Source organism: Marivirga sericea, from assembly GCF_900177665.1.
Taxonomy (GTDB): domain Bacteria; phylum Bacteroidota; class Bacteroidia; order Cytophagales; family Cyclobacteriaceae; genus Marivirga; species Marivirga sericea.
In genome coordinates, this window is the sequence record NZ_FXAW01000007.1 from 241,884 (window position 1) to 265,051 (window position 23,168).

Here is a 23,168-nt window from a genome sequence, read left to right on the forward strand (position 1 = left end):
AAAATGCAGATCACCCAAAATCATTCAGCCACCTTCACGGCTCTCTTTTTCTTATTAAAAACCGAAGCATCACCTGAGAATTGAATATTAGAAATAGTGGCTTCTCCTAATTGATCTTGTAAACCCTCTTCTTCACTCCAATTCCAAAACTTCCATTGCTGTGCAAAGGGAATGCCTTCTACTTTTATATAATCCGAATAGCTGATCGCATGTGGGTTTTGAGCTGCTTTGGCTTGATCTCGACCACCAAAAGTTACGATATAGGCCATGGCTTCCAAAACTTTACTTTCTTCATTCTGATAGACCACATACCAATCATCTGGAGCATCTCCAATATTTTCTCCAAAGGTCAATTTAGTGGTCATCAAACTGTCATTTTTCTGATAGGGTAATTTTTTAGGTTCCGTATGATGTGTTCCTGGGTCGTTCAACTTAAAAGGCGCCATAAAAAAGTAAGACCAGGTCAAGACATCAAATCTTGCCCCATCGTATAAGCTATCTTTTGGATGAATCCAGATTTCATTTCCGTCAAACAATAAGCGAGTGTCCTCTGAATTCTCCACCAGTACTTTAGAAGAATTAGTGGTAGAATAAATCCTAGCGTTCAATCGCTCATTACCTCCAAAAATCAATTTGATATCAAAAGAAATAATCTTTTCCTGCATAAACGCATCAAGCTTATGAGCCTCCTGAATGGATTTTATGATCGGATTAACTTGCTCTGCTACAGCTGAGCTCTTTGGTGATTTTTCTTGTTTATTTTCCTTTTGACTTGAACATGAAGCCAAAACCAAGGAAACAAGGATTACTAAATATCTCATATCGTTTCTTTAATTATAAAGGCTAATGTACTATCACTATTTCACCTAAATTGTCAGCTGACCATCATTTTCATTTTTATTTCAGATTATCAAATTACCATTCCTAAAATAACTGAGCGCATAATTGGCAAATTTCACTAAATTTCTCGTATAAATAATCTTTTAATCTATGAGGAAATATACAATACTATTCATGCTAATCGGCTTAATAGCTTTCAACTTCGGATCCTTTGCCCAGGAAGCCGAAAAAGCTGACAGTACTAAAAAAGCCACAAAAGAGCTTCCGCTTGAGCCGGAAAGAACCATCGAGTTTAACACCAAAGAAGGTACCTGGCTTTCTGTGGATGTGAGTCCGAATGGGCAGACTATTATTTTTGATATGATGGGAGATATCTATTCCATTCCTTTTACGGGTGGGGAAGCCACTAAAATCACAGAAGGAATGCCTTATGATGTGCATCCTCGCTACAGCCCAGATGGAAAATCGATCGTTTTCATCTCTGATAAAAGCGGTTCAGACAACATCTGGACAATGGATTTGGCTTCTGAAGAGATGAAGCAAATCACCAAAGATGACAATCAAAACTATTTCTCAGCCGACTGGACTCCAGATGGCGAATATATAGTAGGCGCTAAAGGCAGAAGAAACATCAAACTACATATTTACCACAAAGAAGGTGGTTCTGGTGCTCAATTAATTGATGAGCCTGAAAATTTAAAAACAACTGATCCAGCTATTAGTCATGATGGAAAATTAGTCTATTTTTCTAAAAGAAGATCCGCTTGGAACTACAATGCGCAATTCCCGCAATATCAAATCGGCACTTACGATATGGAAGATGGTGATATAGCTACCATCACTTCACGCTACGGATCAGCCTTCACTCCTACTTTATCACCTGATGGAAAATGGTTAGTGTATGGCACTCGTTTTGAAACAGAAACTGGCTTAGTGAGGAGAAATTTAAAAACAGGTGATGAAGAATGGTTAGCCTATCCTGTTCAGAGAGATGAGCAAGAATCAATCGCTCCTTTAGGCGTTTATCCTGCCATGTCATTCACGCCTGATAGCAAATTTCTAATCGCTACTTATGGCGGTAAAATCCATAAAATCGACATCAATGCAAAAATGGCTTCTGAAATTCCATTCGAAGTAGACTTGAAATTGGAGCTAGGCCCAAGATTGAAATTCGAATATCCTATTTCAGATAATAAAGAAGCTTTTGTAACCCAAATAAGAGATGGTGTACCGTCTCCAGACGGAACCCAATTAGCCTTTACTGCTTTAAACAGATTGTACGTGATGGATTTGCCTAATGGTGAACCAAAAAGATTAACGAAGCATAACTTTACTGAAGCGATGCCGGCATGGTCACCAGATGGCAGTCAAATTGTATTCTCGACTTGGGAAGAAAAAGAAGGTGGGCATTTATATAAAATCAATTCCAATGGCAGAGGCAAAGCTGTAAAGCTGACACAAAACCCAGCCCTATACCTTGATCCAGAATGGTCATATACTCAAAATAGAATTGTATTCAATAGAGGAGCGAATCAGGTTTATAAAGATGCAGTTGATCCCTTCGGTTCATTAATGATGGAAGATTTAGCCTGGATTTCTACCGAGGGTGGAAAAGTAACTTTAATTGACAAAGCAAAAGGAAGAAGCACTCCGCATTTCTCAAAAGTAGCAGATAGAATCTATCTCAATCATGGTTCTAAAGGATTAATCTCAATAAGATGGGATGGAACAGATGAAAAGGAGCATTTGCAATTGACAGGAATCACTACTTATGGCTCATCTATCGACATGATTCATGCGCACGATGGTTCTCATAATATTTTACCGGGTGATGAGAAGGCATGGAGAGAAAATAATAAAGCTTCGAAACCATCGGAAATTAGAATTTCACCAGATGGAGAAACGGCTTTAGCAAAAATCAATAATGATGTGTATTCGGTGACTATCCCGAAATATGGTCAAACTCCTAAAATATCATTAGCGAAAGCAGATAATGCTGCTTTTCCTGCTATGAAATTAACCGTCATGGGTGGAGAATTCCCTGCTTGGTCTGGTGACAGCAAAAAAGTACATTGGTCTTTAGGAGCAAGTCACTTTATTTATGACTTAGCTGCTGGCAAAGCCTATGCAGATAGTGTTGCCACTGCTAAAAAAGAAGCCGCTAAAAAGAAAGAGGAAGAAAAAGAGGAAGATAAAGATTCTGAGGAAGACCAAGAAGAAGAGGACAAGGAAGAAAAAGCAGATGAGAAAAAAGACAAAGAAGAGAAAGAGGAAGGCTTCACGGCTAAAGAGATAAAAGTAAAAGTAGCTTACGAAAAAGATATTCCAGAAGGTACTATCCTTTTAAAAGGTGCAAGAATCATCACCATGTCTGATCAGGGCGTGATTGAAAATGGAGATATCTTAATTGAAGACAACCGCATTAAAGCTGTTGGAGAAAGTGGTAGTTTAGAAGTTCCAAAAGGAGCTAAAACCATTGATGCTGGCGGTAAAACCATCACACCAGGATTTGTAGATACACACGCGCATATGTGGCCAAATTGGGGGTTACATAAAAATCAGGTTTGGATTTACTCAGCTAATTTAGCTTATGGCGTTACTACCACTCGTGATCCACAAACGGCTACAACCGATGTTTTGACTTATTCAGACATGGTGAATTCAGGGATGATCCACGGACCTAGAGTATACAGTACAGGCCCTGGCGTTGGCTACTGGATGTATAAAATCAAATCTTTGGAGCACGCCAAGGAGGTCTTAAAGCAATACAGCGAATACTATGATACCAAGAGTATTAAAATGTATTTGGTAGGTAATCGTCAGCAGAGACAATGGATCATCATGGCCGCTAAGGAACTAGAGTTGATGCCAACTACTGAAGGTGGGTTAGATTACAAACTGAACATGACGCAGTTATTAGACGGTTATCCTGGTCATGAGCATAGTTTACCGATTGTAGGTATTTACAAAGATGCGGTACAAACAATTGCTGAATCAAAAATGGCAGTCACTCCTACCCTTTTGGTTTCCTATGGTGGACCTTGGGCTGAAGAGTATTACTATGCCACTGAAGACCCTTACCATGATGAGAAGCTACAATATTTCACACCTTATGAGGAATTAGCTCAAAAGTCAAGAAGAAGAGGTGCATGGTTTATGAAAGAGGAACATGTATTTCCTAAGCATGCTAAATTCATGAAAGACTTAGTTGAAGCTGATGGTATTGGTGGCGTGGGTAGCCACGGGCAGTTACAAGGCTTAGGTTATCACTGGGAGCTATGGTCTGTTGCCAGCGGTGGCATGACGAATCTGGATGCTTTAAGAACTGCTACAATCCTAGGAGCGGAAGCATTAGGGCTAGAAGGTGACTTAGGAAGTATAGAAGAAGGTAAATTAGCTGACTTATTGATTATGGATAAAAATCCATTAGAAGAAATCAGAAATACCAACACCTTAACTCATGTAATCAAAAATGGTAGAGTTTATGATTCGAATACCTTAGATGAAGTAGCCCCAAGAGAAAAGAAGACGGAGAAATTTGAATGGCAAACTAAGAGACCTGAGAATGTACCAGGTGTTGAGAAGGATTAAGATCTAATCTTAAAATAAATTCAAAAGGGATTCTGTTTTTAGATCAGAATCCCTTTTTTTATCACTCTATTTATTGATAAAAAAAATGTTAACTGTTCAACATTTGGAATGTCGAAATCCTATAAGGTTGATTCGCGGAAATAGCCAGATTACAAATCCTATGAACTTTATTCGACATTGCAAATACCGAATAGCTAATTTCCCACCTTAGCAGGGATGAACGTCCTGATCGCACCTAGAAGCTATACAAAATTCCTCTTCATTATTTTAATATTCAAAACAAGATAGGACTGATTTAAAGGCAGGAGATTAAGATTTGATTTTAAAAAAAATTCAAAAGGGATTCCGATTTAGTATCAGAATCCCATTTTTAAATGTTCTTAGCACATTTTAAGAAAGTACGGCAGAAAACTGATTAGTCTCTTTCCCACCAGAAACTTCATTTGAATTCATCACCTTAAAGATCATCACGAGCATTAGAATTTCAAATACAGTCAAAGTAAAGAGCGCAGGAATTGCCATTAAGACACTTACAAATCCCAGACCAGTTACAATACCAAAAATCCCAGTTACCAATGAAAGTGTCCCTAAGGATTTTTGCCTTAAAGCAAAAGCTGTCCCCAATAATAAATAGCCAATACCGAAGATAACGCTTCTCAGTATCAACAGCGTCTCTACTGACAGATAACCTGAATAAAACACGGCTATATCATTAATATTACTGATCACTATAAGTACAATCAAAAATAGCGCACTAACCTTTACGAAGTCATCATTAATGGCTTTTCCAATTAGATAGAAGGCATAATAAAACACAGCAAATGTCAGCATCACTCCTATTTTTACTAGGCTATAACTTAAACCCGAAATATCGCTAATACTTTCATCGTAGAATCCAATCTCCATAAAGCCTTCGACAAAAGACAGGCATAGATACACTATTCCTAGAATTGCTCCCCATTTCAAAAATGACCTCTTATTTTCTAATAAAATAGATAATTGATTCTTCTGCTCCTCTTTTAAATTAAGTTCAGAAAAGTCCACCTTTAGCACTTCCAAGATTGTTTTCACTGTATAGCTTCTTGGAAGCACTTCTCCCGCCTCAATCCGCTGAAGCGTACGAACATTTAAATTACATTTTTCTACAAGCTCTTCTTGCGTAAGTCCTTGTGCCTTTCTCCAATTTTGGATTTTATGGCCTAATTCAGGTTGTTTCATGTTATACATTGTTTTGTTGACCATGGCAAGTAGCTTTTTATTAACTTAAAATAAAACGAATTAAAATGGATTAAAGCCGACTTTAACCCGACAAACAGCTTTTAATCCCAATTTAGGCAATTTCTACTATTCAATTAAAATAATTTCATACTCTAATTTAAAAAAACAGTATCTTTAAAGAATCATATTTTCACTGGAATATTTTTAATGAGTCCTACTACTTTTAATTTTGAAAGATTTTTTGAACTCACAACTGATTTAGTTTGCATTGCCAGTTACGATGGCTATTTCAAAAAGGTGAATTCTGCAGTTTCCAAAACACTAGGGTACTCATTGGAAGAATTATACGCTAAACCGATCAATAATTTTGTCCATCCAGAAGACCAGAAAGAAACTGCATCTGCAAGGAAAAAATTAACCAAGTCAAGTGAACTACACTATTTCGAAAATCGATATATTACAAAAAAAGGAAAAATAGTATGGTTCTCTTGGACTTCCATTCCCTCGGAGGAAGAGAAAGTCATATTTGCAATTGCAAAAGACATCACGCACAAAAAACGACTGGAAGCGGAAAGAAATATGCATTTAGCAGAGCTCTCTAAAAGCAATAAAAATTTTGAGCAAATTAATTATAAAACATCTCATGACTTAAGAGCCCCTATTAATAATCTTAATTCAATCATAGAAATGATTGATATGAATAAAATTGAGGATGATAAAAACAAAAAACTGATCAACTTAATAAAGAGAGGAATTGATCAATTGGAAGAGAAAATGAAATTCTACATCAATTCCCTTGTTGAAACTAGCAACCATAACATACTAGTAGAAGAAGTTTCATTTGACAAAAGTCTCGAAATAGTGCTTGATTCCATTAACAATTTAGTGAGTAAATCTGGTGCTAATTTTCTAATTGATTTTAAAGATTGCCCTGAAGTTGAATTTAACAGAGATTACATGGAAAGCATATTTCTAAATCTCATCACTAATAGCATCAAATATACTGCACCAGAAAAAACTCCTGAAATAAGGATCAGATCTCAAGATCTAACTTCTAAAATCGAATTATCCTATGAAGATAATGGAATTGGTTTTGACATTGAAAAGGTAAAAGACCGTATTTTTGGCTTGCATCAAACTTTTCATCACAATGAAGATAGCAAGGGGATTGGCCTGTATTTAGTTCACACCCATGTTACTAGCCTTGGTGGAAACATTAATGTTGAAAGTGAAGTGAACAAAGGAACCAAGTTTGCAATTACTTTTAATAAGAAATTGAAGTGAGGGGGATTAAGTCTATTATTACTGATCAACTGTTTATCATATTGCTCACTTAATTCCGTGCGTCATCCTCACGAAGGTGGGGATCTATCTTGCTATTCCATATTTATCATGTCGAACTTCCTAGCCGTGGATTTGTAATCCGCATAACTGCAATCTACTTTTCCTGGCTGGAAGCAGTAAATGAAAGCGATCGCTACAACACATTCTGGTGAACTGTCAAAGTCACAAAGTAGGAAGCACTCTAGTTTTTTACTACGTATTCAAATGACTTCGATATATTATTTTTACTATACAATAATTAAAATTCTTGACTTAGTTACGGATTAAATCCTACGAGCTGAAATCGACATTGCAAATGTCGAATAGCCAGATTCTACTTGTTGGATAAATGTATTGAAACTTACTTTCAATAGGCAATATTCCTTTCTTCAAAGGGATGACGATCTTATCTAATATTGTGCTTTACAATGAACACCTACTTATCTAATCAAATTTATGGTATCAAATTCTGGAATGGTTGGTGTGCCACCAACCATGGGGACATGGAGTGGACAAAGCTTACATCATAGAATAAAAAAAAGCCCTAACTCATTGCTGAATCAGGGACTTCTATATGATTTTATTTTCTTAAATCAACTCCCATAAATCTCCGCTAATTTTTCATGAAGTCTTTCACCTCTTAAATTCTTAGCAACTATTTTACCTTCAGGATCCAATAATAATGAGAATGGTATACCATTGATTTTATATTCTTGCACAATTGGTGTTTGCCAATATTGTAATTCAGAAACCTGAGTCCATTCGAGATTATCAGTTTCGATCGCTTTCAACCAATCCTCCCGTTTTTTATCAAGTGACACTCCTAGCATTTGAAAGCCTTGATCTTTGTATTTATTGTAAGCTTCTACAAGATTAGGATTTTCCTGACGACAAGGCTTGCACCAAGCTGCCCAAAAATCAACTAGAACATAATCTCCTCTAAAATCTTTCAAACTCACTTCTTTCCCATCTGGAGTTGGCATAGTGAAATCAGGGGCTTGAGCTCCAACTGAAATTTTAGCCATCTCATCCATTTGCTTTTTATAATATGTAGCCATTTCAGAGTTGGGATGCGCTTCAGCAATGCGGTTAGCAACAGATTGCATAAATTGAAAATCTTCATTAGGACTGAAAAAATTCATGGCTTGAATAGCCGCTAAGGATGGCACCATTTCCTCCACTTTTTCTTTTATATTCTCCTTTTTCTTTTCTTGCATCAAAAGAAAATCATCCTGAATATTTTTCATTTTCTCTTCATCCTGAGCTTTACGAGCCTCCATAAACTCTTTATTGATTTCTTGAACCTCATCATTTTGCTGCTTCATAATATCCTGAAGTTCAGTCATGTACTCCATATCTTTAGAACCCGTAACTTCCAATTTTCCACTTCTCTCACTACCATCTGCTACAATCTCTAACTCTTCATCATTCACAATTAAAGTAGCCACTTGAGTATTGTAAAAATTAAGTTGAAAAAACTCAGGACCACTAGTCTCTACGGTAGTTTCGAAAGAATTTTTAGCATCCAGATATAATGTATCTACTACCTCTCTTTTTCCTGCACTTATTTTAGCTAACGTAATCGCTCCTTGATCCTGTGGATTTTCAACAGTACCGCTAATTGTAGTCCCCGATTGTTTTTCCTTATCACTCCCACATGCTACGAAAAGCAAAGTAGCTAAAATAGCCAAAACACTATTTTTAAAAATAATTTTCATATGTATTTGGTTTGTTTTTAAATTGCCATATGGAATCTTTGATTAAAAATTCAGCTTCAGTTAGTGTAAAATTTGAAGTTGATTTTTAATGTCGATTTCATAATCTATTTCAAAGTTTGTTTTAATAATTCATTTGTCTTTTTGGGATCAGCCTTTCCTTTACTACGTTTCATCACCTCCCCAACGAATAAGCCAATCAATCCTTTTCTACCGGATTTATAATCCTTTACTTTATCAGCCATTTCAGATAGAACCTCATCTATAATGGGCTGAATATTCTCAGACGAACTTTCTTGAATTAGGTTCGCTTCAATTGCAATCGATTCAGCATCAGCATCTTTAATCTCAAGCATTTTAACGAATATCTGCTGATTGGCTACAGTATTACTCACTTTATTATCTTCAACTAAATGAATCAATCCAGCAAGCTGCTTTGGCGACACTGGAAATTCTCTACAGTTAATATTCTTATCATTCAAATATGATTTAACTGTTCCCATCATCCAATTTGAAGCGGCTTTGTAGTTTTTGGTCTCCTGACATACAGCATCAAAATACATCGCAAAATCTTTATTGTCTGTTAAAACCTGCGCATCATACTCCGGTAATTTATAAATTTCCATGAATTTACGCTTTAATTCACGAGGTAAAGCTGGCATTTGGGCTTTCACTTCCTCAACCCATGATTGATTTACTATCAAAGGTGATAAATCCGGCTCTGGAAAATAACGATAATCATTGAGCTCCTCTTTAGTTCTTAAACTAGAAGTTGTTCCTGTAGCGGCATCAAAATCACGGGTTTCTGAAATCACTTTTTCACCACTTTCAACCAATTGAATTAAGCGCTCAGCTTCATGCTCAATCGCCCGGTGTACATTTCTGATGGAGTTCATATTCTTCACCTCCACCTTGCTTCCATATTCTTTGGCATCCTTGAGCATAACGGAAACATTGGCATCACATCTCAAGGAACCTTCTTCCATATTACCATCACAAATTTCCAAATACCTTACTAACTTTCTAATCTCCGTTAAAAAAGAATAGGCTTCATCTGCACTGCGTAAATCCGGTTCGGTCACTATCTCAATCAAAGGCACTCCAGCCCTATTATAATCCACCAAGGTATCAGTAGCATCCTCCGTATGAATGGATTTACCGGCATCTTCTTCCATATGAATTCTATTCAAGGCTATCGCTTTTTCTTCAGACTCTCCTTTAGCCTGTATCCAAACTTGGCCGCCTAGGCAAATAGGGGCTTTATCTTGGGTTACTTGATAGCCTTTTGGTAAATCAGGATAGAAATAATTTTTTCTGGCAAATATATTTTCTTCTGTAATGCTACATTCACATGCCAAACCCATTTTTATAGCATAATCCACTGCTTTCTTATTAAGCATGGGTAAAGTGCCGGGATGCCCCAGTGAAATAGGACTAATATGGGTATTCGGACTTGCACCAAAAACAGTAGCATCAGAACAGAAAAATTTGCTCTCAGTCAGCAACTGTGCATGCACTTCTAGTCCAATTACTACCCTATATTTATCTCTTATGGATTTGTCTAAAGCCATATTTTTATAATTCCTGAGCCATAGTTTTGGCTTGTGCTACAACATCGGCTAACCCTTCTAATTTTTTACCACCTGCTGTCGCAAAAAAGGCTTGACCACCGCCTCCACCTTGTATATGTTTAGCCAAATCTCTAATAATTTTTCCGGCATTCAAATCTTTACTTTCGACCAAATTCTCTGAAACCACTACTGAAATTTGTGGTTTTCCGTCCACATTACAAGCTAAAACGGCAAATAATGAAGCGATCTCATTTTTCAATTCAAAAGATAACTTCTTCAAAGCGTCAGCATTGGGTAATGTAATTTCGCTGATGATGACCGAAATATAATTTTGTTTTTCAGCATTCTTAATCAATTCATCCTTTAACTGCCCAGCTTGCTTTGATTGCTCTTTTTCTAAAGATTTTTGCAGTTCATTTTTCTCTTTCATTAACTGCTCTACTGCTTGAGCCAAATCTTTCGGGCTTTTTAATAAAGCATTTATTTGCTTCAAAATTGTTTCCTGATTTAACACAAACTCTTCTGCTTTTTCCGCAGTTAACGCCTCAATTCGTCTAATTCCAGCTGCAACAGATGTTTCTGTTGTAATTTTAAACTGGCCAATGTTTCCAGTGGCAGGAACATGTACCCCACCACAAAGCTCCACAGAATAATTGGGATCAAAGGTGATCATCCGCACATGATCACCGTATTTTTCTCCAAAAAGTGCCATAGCTCCTTTCGACTTCGCTTCTTCTATCGGAATATTTCGTTCTTCTTGTTGAGGAATGTTCTCCCTAATTTTCTCATTTACCCTACGCTCCACTTTCAAAATTTCTTCATCCGTCATCTTGGAGAAATGAGAAAAATCGAAACGTAAAATCTTATCTGAAACCAAAGAGCCTTTTTGTTGTACGTGATCACCTAAAACCTCTCGTAATGCAGCGTGCAAAAGATGAGTGGCAGAATGGTTGTACACTATCTTCCTTCTTCGTTCATTATCTATTAAAGCGTGAACCTTAGCCTCCAATTGAGCAGGAACCTTATCTACGAAATGAACAATCAAGTCATTTTCTTTTTTTGTATCCAAGACTTTGATGCTTTCATCACCCACTTTCAGGATACCAGTATCGCCTACTTGTCCTCCACTTTCCGCATAAAACGGAGTTTTATCCAATACCAATTGAATTTGCTCTTTCTGCTTAGTTTTCACAGAGCGATATCTTAAAATCTTGGCTTCAGCTTGAATTTCATCATAACCTATGAATTCTACATCACTTCCCTCATTCACAATTTGCCAATCTCCAGTTTCCATTTTGGCAGCTGATTTTGACCGGTCTTTTTGCTTAAGCATCGCTTGCTCAAAACCTTTTTCATCTACTTTTAAACCGTTCTCTTTGGCAATTAATGCAGTCAAATCTAATGGAAAACCATAAGTATCGTATAATTCGAAAGCAACTGCACCCGAAATCATGGTGTCACTATTTGCCGACAACTCAGCTTTAATACTGTCCAACCTTCTCAAACCGTTTTCCAAAGTTCTCAAGAATGCAGTTTCCTCTTCCTTAATCACTTTTTCCACCAATTCTTGCTGTGCTTTTAGTTCTGGAAAAACCTCTTCAAACTGCTTAGCTAAAATGGAAACTAATTTAAAAAGGAAAGGCTCTTTTAAATCGAGGAAAGTATAGCCATATCTAACGGCTCTTCTCAGTATTCTTCTGATTACATATCCCGCTTTATTATTTGAGGGTAATTGTCCATCCGAAATAGAAAGGGATATGGCTCTAATATGATCAACAATAACACGAAATGCGATATCCGTTTTACCTAGCTCCCCATAAGGTTTACCAGAAATCTTTGCTAATTCATCTAGTAAGGGTGTAAAAACATCAGTATCATAATTTGACTTTTTATTTTGAATAGCCATACAAATACGCTCAAAGCCCATACCTGTATCAATATGTTTTGCCGGCAATGCATGTAAACTTCCGTCCGCTTTCCTATTGAATTGAATAAATACCAAATTCCATATTTCTACCACCAAAGGATGGTCATTATTGACCAAATCCTTTCCAGGTATTTTGGCAATATCAGCTTCGTCTCTTAAATCAACATGGATTTCTGAAGCTGGCCCGCAAGGACCAGTATCACCCATTTCCCAGAAATTATCACTCTTATCTCCTTTTAATATTCTAGCTTCATTAATATGAGATTTCCAAAAATCGTAGGCTTCTTGGTCAAATGGTATATTATCTTCTTTATCACCTTCGAAAACTGTCACATACAATCTTTCTTTTGGCAATTTGAAGACTTCTGTTAACAATTCCCATGACCATTCGATTGCTTCTTTTTTGAAATAATCTCCAAACGACCAGTTACCAAGCATTTCGAACATGGTGTGATGATAGGTATCATGGCCCACTTCTTCTAAATCATTATGTTTACCAGAAACCCGAAGACATTTCTGAGTATCCGTAACTCTTGTGACCTCTGCTTTTTTATTCCCTAAAAAGTAATCTTTAAATTGGTTCATACCGGCATTGGTGAACATCAACGTAGGGTCATCTTTGATCACCATAGGGGCTGAGGACACTATTTTATGCTCTTTTTCTTGAAAATAATTCAAGAATTTTTTACGTATCTCGCTGGAAGTCATGTAGTAAAGTATTTGTATTTAATGTGTTACTTTAAAAATAATTACTTATATTTGCCTTTATCAATTAGATTTATCAAAAAATTTGATTTTTGATGAACCTTTGTGCAATTTTGCGGATTAAAGAATCCGAGTACAAAATTAGAAGATTTTAACTAGTCTAAAACGGAATGGCAAGAATTAAATACTATTACGACACCGAAACTTGCAGATATGAGCGAGTAAAGGTATCAAAGTGGGACATATTTTTAAATTTATTGGGCTTTTTGTCTGTATCTTTAATTTTGGCTGTCGGTATCATCATTGTTTATAACTCTTATTTCGACTCTCCAAAGGAAGCCCAGCTCAAGAAAGAAAACAAAGAACTTCAATTCTATTATGACATGATGGAAAAGGAAGTAACTAATGTTCAAAAAGTTTTATCATCCCTTCAAGAAAGAGATGATGAAGTCTACAGAAATATTATGGGAGCAGAACCTATACCATCTAGCATTCGTGCAGCTGGAGTTGGTGGTGCTGAACGTTATAAGAATATCATTGAAAGTGAGCTAGAACGTGAGAATTTGATTCTCGGCATGATGCAAGAATTGGATAAGGTCAAAAAACAAATGTATATCCAAACAAAATCTTACGATGAGATTTTGGAAATGGCAGAGAATAAAGAAGAAATGATGGCTTCAATTCCTGCTATTCAACCTATCCCTAATAAAGAATTGAAAAGATTAGCTTCGGGCTTTGGAATGAGGATGCATCCAATTTTGAAAGTAGTGAGACCTCATGAAGGTTGTGATTTTTCTGCACCAAGAGGTACGCCAATTTATGCTACAGGAGACGGTGAGATTGTGAGAGTACAAAGTACTTTTGGAGGGTTTGGTAAATTAGTAGTGATAGACCATGGATATGGCTTTATTACCAAATATGCTCACATGTCATCTTTTAATGTAAAAAGAGGTGATAAAGTGAAAAGAGGTGACTGTATCGGTTTTGTTGGTACCACAGGAACTTCAACAGCTCCTCACTTACACTATGAAATTCATAAAGACAATAAACCTATCAATCCTGTACACTATTTCTATCAGGATGTATCAGATGAGGAATATGAAAAATTACTAGAATTATCATCGAGAGAAAATCAATCACTAGGTTAATCATAAAAAAGATTTAAAATATTAAAGAGCAGTCGAGAGACTGCTTTTTTTAGCCTCATAAATAATGACTAAATCTGTTTTCACATTTTTTATAGTACTTTTCATCCTTTCAGGATGTAAATCTTTACAAAAAACAGCACAAAAGGACGATACCAGAGAAGCACAAACTCAAGTTGACAGTACTCAGCAAGTAAAAGATACTGCTCAGATTGCTCTTAAAGATACTATTAAAGTTCAGGAAGAAGTGACCATCAAAATCCATCCTAAAAAACCTGATACCATAAGTATTATAGGCGTTGGTGATATTATGATTGGAACAAATTTCCCAAATGACGGCTATTTACCGGCTGATTCAGGAAGATATATGTTATCTTCTGTTTCTTATGTTTTACGAGATGCTGATCTAACTTTCGGAAATCAAGAGGGAGTTATTCTAAATGAAGGAGGAGAAGCTAAAAGTTGTTCCGATCCGTCATTATGCTATATTTTTAGAAGCCCTGAATATTTAGCGCAACATTACGTTGATGCAGGAATAGATCTAATGAGTTTGGCTAATAATCATGCTGGAGATTTCGGAGATACAGGTAGAAAGAATACCATGCGCGTCTTAGACAGTCTGGGAATCCATCATGCTGGTCAATTAGCTCAGCCTTTTACCATTTTCGAACATGAAAGAATAAAATACGGTTTTGTGGCCTTCTCTCCCAACAATGGTACTCAAAGCATCAATGATTTAGATGCTGCAAAATCCTTAATCGAGCATTTAGATAGTTTATCAGATATTATTATTGTTTCTTTTCACGGAGGAGCTGAAGGTAAGAAATACCAACATGTTACTCGAGAAAGAGAATATTTTTATGGAGAAAACAGAGGGAACGTGTACGAATTTTCTCATGAAATGATAAATGCCGGTGCAGACATTATTTTTGGCCATGGACCTCATGTAGCCAGAGCCATAGAGGTCTATAAAAATAGATTTATAGCTTACAGCTTAGGCAATTTTGCAACTTATGGAAGGTTCAATTTGAGAGGAGAAAATGGGTTAGCTCCTATAGCTAAAGTTTGGATTACAGAAGATGGAAGTTTTATAAAAGGAAAAATTATTTCCGCTCATCAAAAAGGTGCTGGAGTGCCTGGAATTGACGTAAACCACGGAGCGGCTCGAAAAATAAAAGAATTAACAGAATCTGATTTTCCGGAATCGAAGATTTTAATTGACCCAGAAGGGAATATTCGCTATATTCATGACCAATTTTAAATTGAATCTATTCGTCAATTAAAGGACAATTGTAGTAGTGATTTAAAATTTAGTACTGAATGATAAAAGTTTGTGTGATCTAATTTTAGAAAATATATAATTTACGTGCCATACAAGGAAAAAACCATAGAGAAAAAATACTACACCATTGGTGAAGTAGCTGAACAATTTGATGTAGCCACCTCTTTGATTCGTTTCTGGGAAGGAGAGTTTGATATTATCAAGCCTAAGAAAAACAGAAAAGGAAACAGACAATTCACGAAAGAGGATATCGAAAATGTGAAGTTGATCTATCATTTGGTAAAAGAAAAAGGATTCACCCTGCAAGGTGCTAAAGACATGCTGAAAAATGATTCTAACGAGGTCCGGGATAAAATGGAAATGCTTGACTCACTTAGAAGTATAAGGATCTTTTTAACCGAAATAAAAGAAAATATTTAGAACACAATTCAACCAAAACCCATATGGATGCAGAGAAAAAGGCCTTGCTTAGCCTGCATTTAATCCCCAAAATTGGCAATGTCACGATCAAAAATCTTATCAGTCATTGCGGTTCCGCTGAGGCTGTTTTGAATTTACCGCAATCAAAATTGTTGAAAATTCCAGGTATTGGTCAAAAGACTATTGACAACATCAATAGCAGAGCAATTACTGATTACGCTGAAAAAGAGTTTGCTAATGCTGAGAGACAAAATGTAAAAATCACCAGTTATTTAGACAAAGATTATCCCTTTCGCTTAAAGCAAATACCGGACGCACCCATTCTAATTTACACTAAAGGTCAATTCCCAATTCACAGAAAGCAACCAACTGTAGCAGTGGTGGGCACAAGAAATGCTACTAACTACGGCAAAAAACTAACAGAGGAAATGATCGAAAAGCTCAGTCCTTTAAATCCCATTATTTTGAGCGGACTAGCTTATGGAATTGACATCCACGCTCATAGAGCTGCTTTAAAAAACAATCTCTCCACCTATGCTGTAATGGGCTCAGGTATAGATGTAATCTATCCTTCTGCGCATCAATCTACAGCTATGGAAATGCAAAAAGCAGGTGGCATAATTTCAGAACAAGCTTTTGGTGCCAAACCTGACGCCTTCAATTTCCCAGCAAGAAATAGAATAATAGCGGGAATGGCAGATTTGGTCATTGTGGTGGAAGCAGCAAAAAAAGGTGGTGCCTTAATCACTGCTGAGTTAGCAAATTCTTATGATCGAGAAGTAGGTGCTTTCCCTGGTAGGATCGGTGATACTTATTCGGAAGGGTGCAATAAACTCATCAAACAGCATAAAGCCCATTTAGTGGAAACTGCTGATGATGTTCTGTATATCATGAATTGGGAACTAGAGAACCAGGCTGCTATCAAACAAAAGGTACTGGATTTATCTTCTTTAAATGAAGAAGAGCAAAGCGTGATGAACACCTTGCTTCAAAACAATAAAGAGCTTCCTATTGATCTTTTAAGTATAAAAAGTCAAATTAATCTCAATCAATTAGCAGGCATCTTATTGAATCTCGAAATGCAGGGCATAATTAAATCTTTACCGGGCAAAAGGTATTTGGTGGCTTGATAATAGTAAAACAATTGTTGACTTTGTTTCCTAATGTCAGTCCCTTCAAAAGCACATTTCAACCGGTAGATTATTTATCTCATCTAAAACTTCATTTTTTTTTAAGATCCTTGTTCCTAGTAGCGGAATTAAGGAATAACTTGCGCAACTTTTTAATCATTACATATTTTAATTGCTAAAATGAGCAAGCATTTTTTTTCTATTATTATCCTATTCATTTCTTCCTTAGCCCTCAGTAATGCGCAAAGTTTTGAATATGGGATAGGCTTGCAAGCGGCCACAGTGAGAAATCTTGATGAAAACCAAGATCCTATTCCTGGCGAGTGGGACGCAGCTCGAGCATTCGACTTTATGATAGGTGGGAATTTTCCGATCATCAATTTCGCAAAAGAACTATCTCTAAATTCTTACTCTCAGCTACACACTGCACTATTTTCCTCATTGGAAGACGGCTACAGTTTTTCGCCTCTCTTATCTATACATATCCCGACCTTTATTACACTGAACTACGGTGCTGGATCAAATAAAAGAAGCATCTTACCTTTTGGACTGGGTGCAGGACTAGGGTACTCTTTTACAGGATATTTTGGAGATATAGACGAGTCTTACCAAGATTCAGAATTCTTTCTTTCCTATTTCGCTCCCGTATTTATATTTGAGTTAGCCTTTGATTTTGGAAGAAGTGAGAAATACTTTGATAACGTGAAGATTTGCTTTGAAAAAAATTTAATCCCAACCTATTACCAATACATAGACCAAGAAAGTAACAGCATAGTAGAGCAGTCCTTTTCTCAATTCAACTTATCATTCATATTTTTTAAAGACCACCGATGATTAAAAATGTAATTCTAATCGTAATTATATCCATTTCAACTAATTTAAAGGCACAGAAACTTTTAAATAGTAAAGAACTTAATGACAACATAGCCTTCTATGGCTATTCACCTCAAATTATAAATATTAATGCTACTGAATTTTTAATGGTTCAGAGAAAAAAAGAGCAAATTGACTTGGTGAAATATGATCATGAATTAAATGAAAAAGGAACAATTCAAATAAAGGATCATAATATAAAAACCCAGTTCACTCATATTGAAGGCAAAAATCAAATAATCTCTTTCGAGTTTTTAACTGATGGAAAAAGGAGGAATAAAAATTACTCTATAGTTTCCAGTTTGTACGATATTAAAGAGTTAAAAGTACTGAATAAAGTGATTCTTCTTGAAGAAGACGAGAAATTTCATGACGTAATTACTTCTAAAAATGGCCATTTTTTCGCTCTTGTTCACATACCTGAAGAAAAATATGACAATCCTGTAGAATTTACAATTTACAACTCATCTTCAGCTTCAAAATTGGGAACAATACAATACCAACTTCCTAAAAGAGCGGATATAGACGGAATAAATTTAAGTAATAGTGGCAAACTAATCTTTGCAACTTTAAATGTTGAATCTCAACTATTCTTTAATTTATATGACAACACTGGCGAATTACTAAAAACCATAGAGAAAGAATCAAAAGTTGAAGGAAAAGAATATTTTGATGATATCATTTTTCAAGATAATGGGGACTACGCTACTATAGGGATTAGTTATGCTTATGATAACTACGAACTAAGCAGACTACAAACTTTCGAAATCAATTTTACTAAGGAAAATATCGAAGCAATTCACCATGTCGTGTTAGACAAAGACTTTGTAAAAGATAATTTATACCAAAATGTTTATGAAAGTTACGATGACAAATGGGGAGACACCGCCCCAATAGGAGAAGAAGGCAAAAACCCTAAGAAATTAAAAGGGTATCAATTTACCAAGATGTACCGAACTGGATCTGGCAACATCATTTATCAGCTAGAGGAAAAGCAGTATAAAGAGATAACCAGAACTAGTGGGCCCAGCACTCGCCTGTACACTGTAGAGGATTTACTTCTAATTGGATTTGATAATGATGGTAAGTTTAAGTTCAGCACTGTTATCGATAAAAAAGCAAGTATACACTACAACTATAGCAACCCTTTTACTCCAGCCTATTCTGGTCTTGAAACAACAAGCCACATAAACAACAATAAGCTCAATCTGATAAGCAAGGAACCAACAGGCTTTGCTTCATTTTGTATGATACATAGAGAAGTGGACTTAAGCAATGGGAAAATCACTAAAATGGCTCCTCTTTTTGAAGATTGTGATCAAAATTTTATTAACAACAACTATACAAGGTGGATTTCACCTTCAAAATTGGTGACAGTTAAAATGAAAGGGACTGGATTTGTTCTAAATAATAATGAATTTAACCTTCAGATAGTTGAGTTCTAAAATTGTTGAGCATTAGAGTGCTACTAATTTCATTTGTAGCACTCTAATGCATTACTATTGCACCAATAAAACGGGCACATGCCTATCTGACTGAATCAGTTTTTCTGCTACAGATCCTATTAGTAGATCATCATCATCAGATTTACCTTTTATGCCTACAACAATCAAATCTACATGATGTGTTCTTGCATAATTATATATCACTTTATCTGAAGGCTGACCATCGGCAAATTCTACCCATGCATTAGATTTGGGTTGTTTGGTAAATTTCTCTCTAAAATTATCTAAAGCCTTTTCCGCTTTTTTCTTTTCCTCCTCTACCAATTGTCCAGATTTCTGCTTTACAAAAGGGAAATAAATAGCGGGAACTTTATACACATGAAATAAACTAAAATTTGAGGCAGAATCAGGAATAAAGTGATTGAGGAATTTAACGGCTTTCTTGGAGTAAGAAGAGAAATCTACACAGAGCATGACATTGTCAAAATTCGGTCGGGAAGTCTCTGTTGTAAATAAAATTGATTTATCAATCAAACGGGCGATCTTGGAAGCAAAGATTCCGGATCCTGGATTTATTACTTTCTTTCCAAAAACGCACAAATTGTAATCACTATTGTTTACCCAATGCGTTAAATCGTCTTTTCCACCTTTTCGGTGTATCTTTATAGAGAAATCATCTCTTTCCCATCCGACCTTCATTGCTGTATCTACAATTTCATCTTCCAATATATCTTCAAGCGGCTTATCTAAATCAGGAAACTGAGTAGAGAAATCATCTGTCAACTCTTGAAGTTCAATGTAGTGCATGAGGCATATCTTGTCAAAACCCCAGACCCTCTCCAGCTGTTTTACTTGCTTCAAAACAATCTCGTCCATTTTGGACATATCCATAAATACGAGTACATTTTTCATGTGTATAATTTTTTATGGTTTAATGAATAATTTAGCTTATCGGGCTTCACCCTTCTTCGTTTTTTTCAATCTTGGAGCTTCTTTTTCCTATGACATTCTTAAGCTTGTCCTGATAAGCTGCAAAATCTGTTTCTTTATCTTCAGCCAACCCACGAGCATGTTCCTTCATCAATCCTTTATAAAGGCTAAACATCATTAAAAGCAATACGAAAGCAAAAGGCAAGCCGGTAGTAATAGCGGCTGTTTGTAGAGCAGTCAATCCTCCACCAATTAATAATACAGCGGCTACCCCGCCTTCTGAAACTGCCCAAAAAATTCTTTGACCAACAGGCGCATCTAATTTCCCTCCAGCGGTAATACTATCTATAACTAAAGACCCACTGTCAGATGAAGTAACGAAAAAATTGATAACCAATATTACTCCTATACCAGACGCTATGCCTGTAAAAGGAAATTGTTCCAGAAGCACAAAAAGACTTGTGGAAGCATTAGCTACAATATCAGGACCTATATCGGCTATTCCATTCAACTGAACCCAAATACCTGTACCACCAAATGCAGTCATCCATAAGAAAGTAAGCAAAGTGGGAACTAATAAAACGCCTGTAATAAATTCTCTCACTGTTCTACCCTTAGAAACACGCGCAATAAACATCCCTACAAATGGTGACCAACTGATCCACCAAGCCCAATAGAACACAGTCCAACCGTTTTGCCAGCCTCCCTCGCCTTCCATAGCATAGGATTCTGTCCAGAAACTGAGATTAAAAAAGTTCTGCACATAATTTCCCAAGTTTTGTATGTAGGAATCAAAAATAAATAAGGTAGGTCCAACCGCTATTATAAAGATTAAGAATATTGCACCAATTCTAATATTCAATTCGCTCAAGTTTTTTACGCCTTTGTCCAGCCCTGAAAAAACCGAAATGGTCGCAACCAAAGTAATCCCCCCTATTAATAGCACTTGTGTAGTAACCGTATCAGGAATATCGAAGAGATAGGTCAATCCGGAGTTAACTTGTTTCACTCCGAGACCCAAGGAAGTGGCTAAGCCAAACAATGTGGCCAGTACAGCGACCACATCAATCACATCGCCTATCCAGCCATAAATTTTATCCCCTAATATAGGATAAAAAACAGATCGGATGGTAAGTGGCAACTTTCTTGAGAAGGCAAAAAATGCTAAAGACAAGCCGACTAAGGCATATATACCCCATGCATGAAGCCCCCAATGAAGGAAACTAAATTGCATAGCATTTTCTGCTGCTTCTGAAGCGCTATTTACATCTTGTGGTGGATTTAGAAAATGTGTCATGGGCTCAGCCACACCCCAAAATATAATTCCGATACCCATTCCTGCACTGAAAAGCATGGCAAACCATGAGCCTGTGCTAAATTCTGGCTTGGCATCTTTACCGCCCAACTTTATTTTTCCAAGTTTACTGAAACCGATCACAATACAGAAAACCAAAAATAGATTAGTCACCAGTACAAAAAACCAGCCTGCATAATCAGAAAGTCCGCCTTGAATGTCAGCGAATATTTTTTCCATAGGCTCGCCCACAATCAGCGTAACCGCAATAAACACCACAATTAGGATGGTTGCGGGCCAAAAAACAGGCTTATGAACATCGAAATACTTACTTAACTTATTCTTCATAGTTTTCTCTTCTATTTAGAAATAATAACCAATATTTATATTAAAACGAGTGTTGATTGTAGGATTTGACTTCGGCGGATTTATAGCCCCTTCTTCAGTAATTCCTACAGTTTGCCCAACATTTTCTCCTCTTCCAGAACTTAGTGCGTTGCCTCCAAAAGCATCACTCAACCATGGCTGGTTAATGCCAGAAGCAATATCAAAAAATGTAAAAGTGTTACCTGCCGTCACCATAAATCCCAATATGTTCTGTTGGGAATCTACAAAATCGTATTCCGTGCCCAAAATCTCAATACTCCCATATTTATGCATGTAGGAGTAATCATCATAAAAAGTAAGACTAGAAATCGGGCCCCAATCCACTTTATACTCATAAGATAAGCCTAGTGAAAATGTACTTGCATTAGAAGCTACTTGATAGGTGTTAAATCCATAAGCACCCATATTGATATGTTCCACTGGATTACCAGTAGCATCAATGCTATTTGGATAATCATAGTGGGTGAATTGGAATTTGATTTTCGCCTCTTCTTTCAGTGAATATTGCGAATGAAATGCCGCTGCCCAGTGAATAAAACTGTTTGTCGTATTGGAATTGTAAATTTCACCAAATTGACCAGAAAAGCCGACCAAAATTTTACCCTTTTCATACTCTGCACGAGCGTTCAGCTGATTTCTTTCCTTATTACCGTTATAGCCATCTGCAGGGATAACATCGTACGAATATCGTGCAGAAGAGAAACTGCCATAGCCTGGCTCACTTACACCTCTAGGCTCAGCCATTAAGAAATATGCAAAATGATAGGTCCAATTTTTTAAATCCCATCTAAATTTTATTCCAGTATCATAATCATCTTCCAAACCGAAATAATAAGGTAAATGAAACCACCAAGAATTACCTGAAAACTCTAATTTTCCAAAAGGAACTTGTGTCACTCCCAGTTGAATTTGGAGACGATCTGAAAAATCATGAAATAAAAAAGCTTTCTTTACAAAGTGAGTATTAAAGCCGGGATAGAAACGATACTCAAAATCAATTCCCACATTTTTGGTTTGACCATTTGCTTCCAGGCGAAAAGTATCCCAAAAGAATCCATTTCTATTTTCGGTTGGGAGCGGAAAAGTTTCTCCTTCATAGATCGTGTACATGGTGTTGAACCGAACAGCTCCTCCAACAACAATGTATGTTGTATCCTTATTGTCTATTAGAGCCTGAGCTTCACCACCAAACTGCATTGATAGGAATAAAATGAGCAATGAAAAAAATCTAATTTTCATAAGATGACTATTAGAATTAAAAAATATGCTACTTATGTAATGCTGGAAAAGCAAAATTGTTTAAATCTCTTTTTTCCTAAACATTGTATACCTCTTCAAACTTCTAAGAATAAAAAATAGGTTAATCTTGAAT

General features: G+C 36.3%; 16 protein-coding genes. 8 read left to right on the forward strand and 8 right to left on the reverse strand.

Annotated features, from left to right (window positions below; all coding sequences use genetic code 11):
- Positions 1-20: 20 nt before the first annotated feature.
- Positions 21-821 (reverse strand): DUF6503 family protein, encoded by an 801-nt coding sequence (locus B9Y84_RS16480; protein ID WP_085518492.1) that lies wholly within the window; start codon positions 819-821, stop codon positions 21-23.
- A gap of 169 nt (positions 822-990) precedes the next feature.
- Between B9Y84_RS16480 and B9Y84_RS16485 the strand changes: the two genes are divergently transcribed.
- Positions 991-4,431, forward strand: coding sequence for an amidohydrolase family protein (locus B9Y84_RS16485; RefSeq protein ID WP_085518493.1), 3,441 nt, complete (start codon positions 991-993; stop codon positions 4,429-4,431).
- Between the two features lie 390 nt (positions 4,432-4,821).
- Here B9Y84_RS16485 and B9Y84_RS16490 read toward each other — a convergent pair whose 3' ends face one another.
- On the reverse strand, positions 4,822-5,649 hold the full coding sequence (locus B9Y84_RS16490) for a helix-turn-helix domain-containing protein (protein WP_139828071.1): 828 nt from the start codon (positions 5,647-5,649) through the stop codon (positions 4,822-4,824).
- Between the two features lie 207 nt (positions 5,650-5,856).
- Here B9Y84_RS16490 and B9Y84_RS16495 point away from each other — a divergent pair, with 207 nt between their 5' ends.
- The gene (locus B9Y84_RS16495; protein WP_085518495.1) at positions 5,857-6,933 is read left to right on the forward strand and encodes a PAS domain-containing sensor histidine kinase; all 1,077 of its coding nucleotides are present in this window, start codon (positions 5,857-5,859) and stop codon (positions 6,931-6,933) included.
- A 632-nt stretch (positions 6,934-7,565) separates the two neighbouring features.
- Here the strand turns inward: B9Y84_RS16495 and B9Y84_RS16500 are convergent.
- The 3 genes from B9Y84_RS16500 to alaS all read right to left on the reverse strand — a co-directional run bounded on the left by B9Y84_RS16500 (position 7,566) and on the right by alaS (position 12,893).
- Positions 7,566-8,690 (reverse strand): peroxiredoxin family protein, encoded by a 1,125-nt coding sequence (locus B9Y84_RS16500; RefSeq protein ID WP_085518496.1) that lies wholly within the window; start codon positions 8,688-8,690, stop codon positions 7,566-7,568.
- A 104-nt stretch (positions 8,691-8,794) separates the two neighbouring features.
- Positions 8,795-10,258: an Asp-tRNA(Asn)/Glu-tRNA(Gln) amidotransferase subunit GatB gene (gene gatB / locus B9Y84_RS16505; protein WP_085518497.1), complete on the reverse strand. Its 1,464-nt coding sequence runs from the start codon at positions 10,256-10,258 to the stop codon at positions 8,795-8,797.
- Positions 10,259-10,262: 4 nt separating this feature from the next.
- On the reverse strand, positions 10,263-12,893 hold the full coding sequence (alaS, locus tag B9Y84_RS16510; RefSeq protein WP_085518498.1) for an alanine--tRNA ligase: 2,631 nt from the start codon (positions 12,891-12,893) through the stop codon (positions 10,263-10,265).
- A 167-nt stretch (positions 12,894-13,060) separates the two neighbouring features.
- Here alaS and B9Y84_RS16515 point away from each other — a divergent pair, with 167 nt between their 5' ends.
- The 6 genes from B9Y84_RS16515 to B9Y84_RS16540 all read left to right on the forward strand — a co-directional run bounded on the left by B9Y84_RS16515 (position 13,061) and on the right by B9Y84_RS16540 (position 19,185).
- A complete protein-coding gene (locus tag B9Y84_RS16515) occupies positions 13,061-14,038 on the forward strand; it encodes a M23 family metallopeptidase (RefSeq protein ID WP_085518499.1) in 978 nt (325 codons plus the stop codon).
- Between the two features lie 64 nt (positions 14,039-14,102).
- Positions 14,103-15,296, forward strand: a complete 1,194-nt coding sequence (locus B9Y84_RS16520) for a CapA family protein (RefSeq protein ID WP_085518500.1) — start codon at positions 14,103-14,105, stop codon at positions 15,294-15,296.
- Between the two features lie 105 nt (positions 15,297-15,401).
- Positions 15,402-15,737 (forward strand): MerR family transcriptional regulator, encoded by a 336-nt coding sequence (locus tag B9Y84_RS16525; RefSeq protein WP_085518501.1) that lies wholly within the window; start codon positions 15,402-15,404, stop codon positions 15,735-15,737.
- Positions 15,738-15,760: 23 nt separating this feature from the next.
- Complete coding sequence (gene dprA, locus B9Y84_RS16530) at positions 15,761-16,867, forward strand: DNA-processing protein DprA (protein ID WP_085518502.1); 1,107 nt, start codon at positions 15,761-15,763, stop codon at positions 16,865-16,867.
- A 180-nt stretch (positions 16,868-17,047) separates the two neighbouring features.
- Positions 17,048-17,701, forward strand: a complete 654-nt coding sequence (locus B9Y84_RS16535; RefSeq protein WP_085518503.1) for a hypothetical protein — start codon at positions 17,048-17,050, stop codon at positions 17,699-17,701.
- Complete coding sequence (locus tag B9Y84_RS16540; protein WP_085518504.1) at positions 17,698-19,185, forward strand: hypothetical protein; 1,488 nt, start codon at positions 17,698-17,700, stop codon at positions 19,183-19,185. Before B9Y84_RS16535 ends, B9Y84_RS16540 begins: the two co-directional genes overlap by 4 nt.
- A gap of 54 nt (positions 19,186-19,239) precedes the next feature.
- Here B9Y84_RS16540 and B9Y84_RS16545 read toward each other — a convergent pair whose 3' ends face one another.
- Genes B9Y84_RS16545 through B9Y84_RS16555 form a run of 3 tightly spaced genes read right to left on the reverse strand, consistent with a single transcriptional unit; the run spans position 19,240 to position 23,035 of the window.
- On the reverse strand, positions 19,240-20,097 hold the full coding sequence (locus tag B9Y84_RS16545; protein ID WP_085518505.1) for a universal stress protein: 858 nt from the start codon (positions 20,095-20,097) through the stop codon (positions 19,240-19,242).
- A gap of 46 nt (positions 20,098-20,143) precedes the next feature.
- Positions 20,144-21,757 carry a BCCT family transporter gene (locus B9Y84_RS16550; RefSeq protein WP_085518506.1) on the reverse strand — a complete coding sequence of 538 codons (1,614 nt, stop codon included), beginning with the start codon at positions 21,755-21,757 and terminating at the stop codon, positions 20,144-20,146.
- A gap of 15 nt (positions 21,758-21,772) precedes the next feature.
- Positions 21,773-23,035 carry a hypothetical protein gene (locus tag B9Y84_RS16555; protein ID WP_085518507.1) on the reverse strand — a complete coding sequence of 421 codons (1,263 nt, stop codon included), beginning with the start codon at positions 23,033-23,035 and terminating at the stop codon, positions 21,773-21,775.
- Positions 23,036-23,168 lie beyond the last annotated feature (133 nt).

What these genes read in the sequence shown, in the direction of transcription:
- B9Y84_RS16480 (WP_085518492.1), bottom strand. Translation starts at nt 821, where the DNA reads ATGAGATATTTAGTAATCCTTGTTTCCTTGGTTTTGGCTTCATGTTCA.
- B9Y84_RS16485 (WP_085518493.1), top strand. Translation starts at nt 991, where the DNA reads ATGAGGAAATATACAATACTATTCATGCTAATCGGCTTAATAGCTTTC.
- B9Y84_RS16490 (WP_139828071.1), bottom strand. Translation starts at nt 5,649, where the DNA reads ATGAAACAACCTGAATTAGGCCATAAAATCCAAAATTGGAGAAAGGCA.
- B9Y84_RS16495 (WP_085518495.1), top strand. Translation starts at nt 5,857, where the DNA reads ATGAGTCCTACTACTTTTAATTTTGAAAGATTTTTTGAACTCACAACT.
- B9Y84_RS16500 (WP_085518496.1), bottom strand. Translation starts at nt 8,690, where the DNA reads ATGAAAATTATTTTTAAAAATAGTGTTTTGGCTATTTTAGCTACTTTG.
- gatB (WP_085518497.1), bottom strand. Translation starts at nt 10,258, where the DNA reads ATGGCTTTAGACAAATCCATAAGAGATAAATATAGGGTAGTAATTGGA.
- alaS (WP_085518498.1), bottom strand. Translation starts at nt 12,893, where the DNA reads ATGACTTCCAGCGAGATACGTAAAAAATTCTTGAATTATTTTCAAGAA.
- B9Y84_RS16515 (WP_085518499.1), top strand. Translation starts at nt 13,061, where the DNA reads ATGGCAAGAATTAAATACTATTACGACACCGAAACTTGCAGATATGAG.
- B9Y84_RS16520 (WP_085518500.1), top strand. Translation starts at nt 14,103, where the DNA reads ATGACTAAATCTGTTTTCACATTTTTTATAGTACTTTTCATCCTTTCA.
- dprA (WP_085518502.1), top strand. Translation starts at nt 15,761, where the DNA reads ATGGATGCAGAGAAAAAGGCCTTGCTTAGCCTGCATTTAATCCCCAAA.
- B9Y84_RS16535 (WP_085518503.1), top strand. Translation starts at nt 17,048, where the DNA reads ATGAGCAAGCATTTTTTTTCTATTATTATCCTATTCATTTCTTCCTTA.
- B9Y84_RS16540 (WP_085518504.1), top strand. Translation starts at nt 17,698, where the DNA reads ATGATTAAAAATGTAATTCTAATCGTAATTATATCCATTTCAACTAAT.
- B9Y84_RS16545 (WP_085518505.1), bottom strand. Translation starts at nt 20,097, where the DNA reads ATGAAAAATGTACTCGTATTTATGGATATGTCCAAAATGGACGAGATT.
- B9Y84_RS16550 (WP_085518506.1), bottom strand. Translation starts at nt 21,757, where the DNA reads ATGAAGAATAAGTTAAGTAAGTATTTCGATGTTCATAAGCCTGTTTTT.
- B9Y84_RS16555 (WP_085518507.1), bottom strand. Translation starts at nt 23,035, where the DNA reads ATGAAAATTAGATTTTTTTCATTGCTCATTTTATTCCTATCAATGCAG.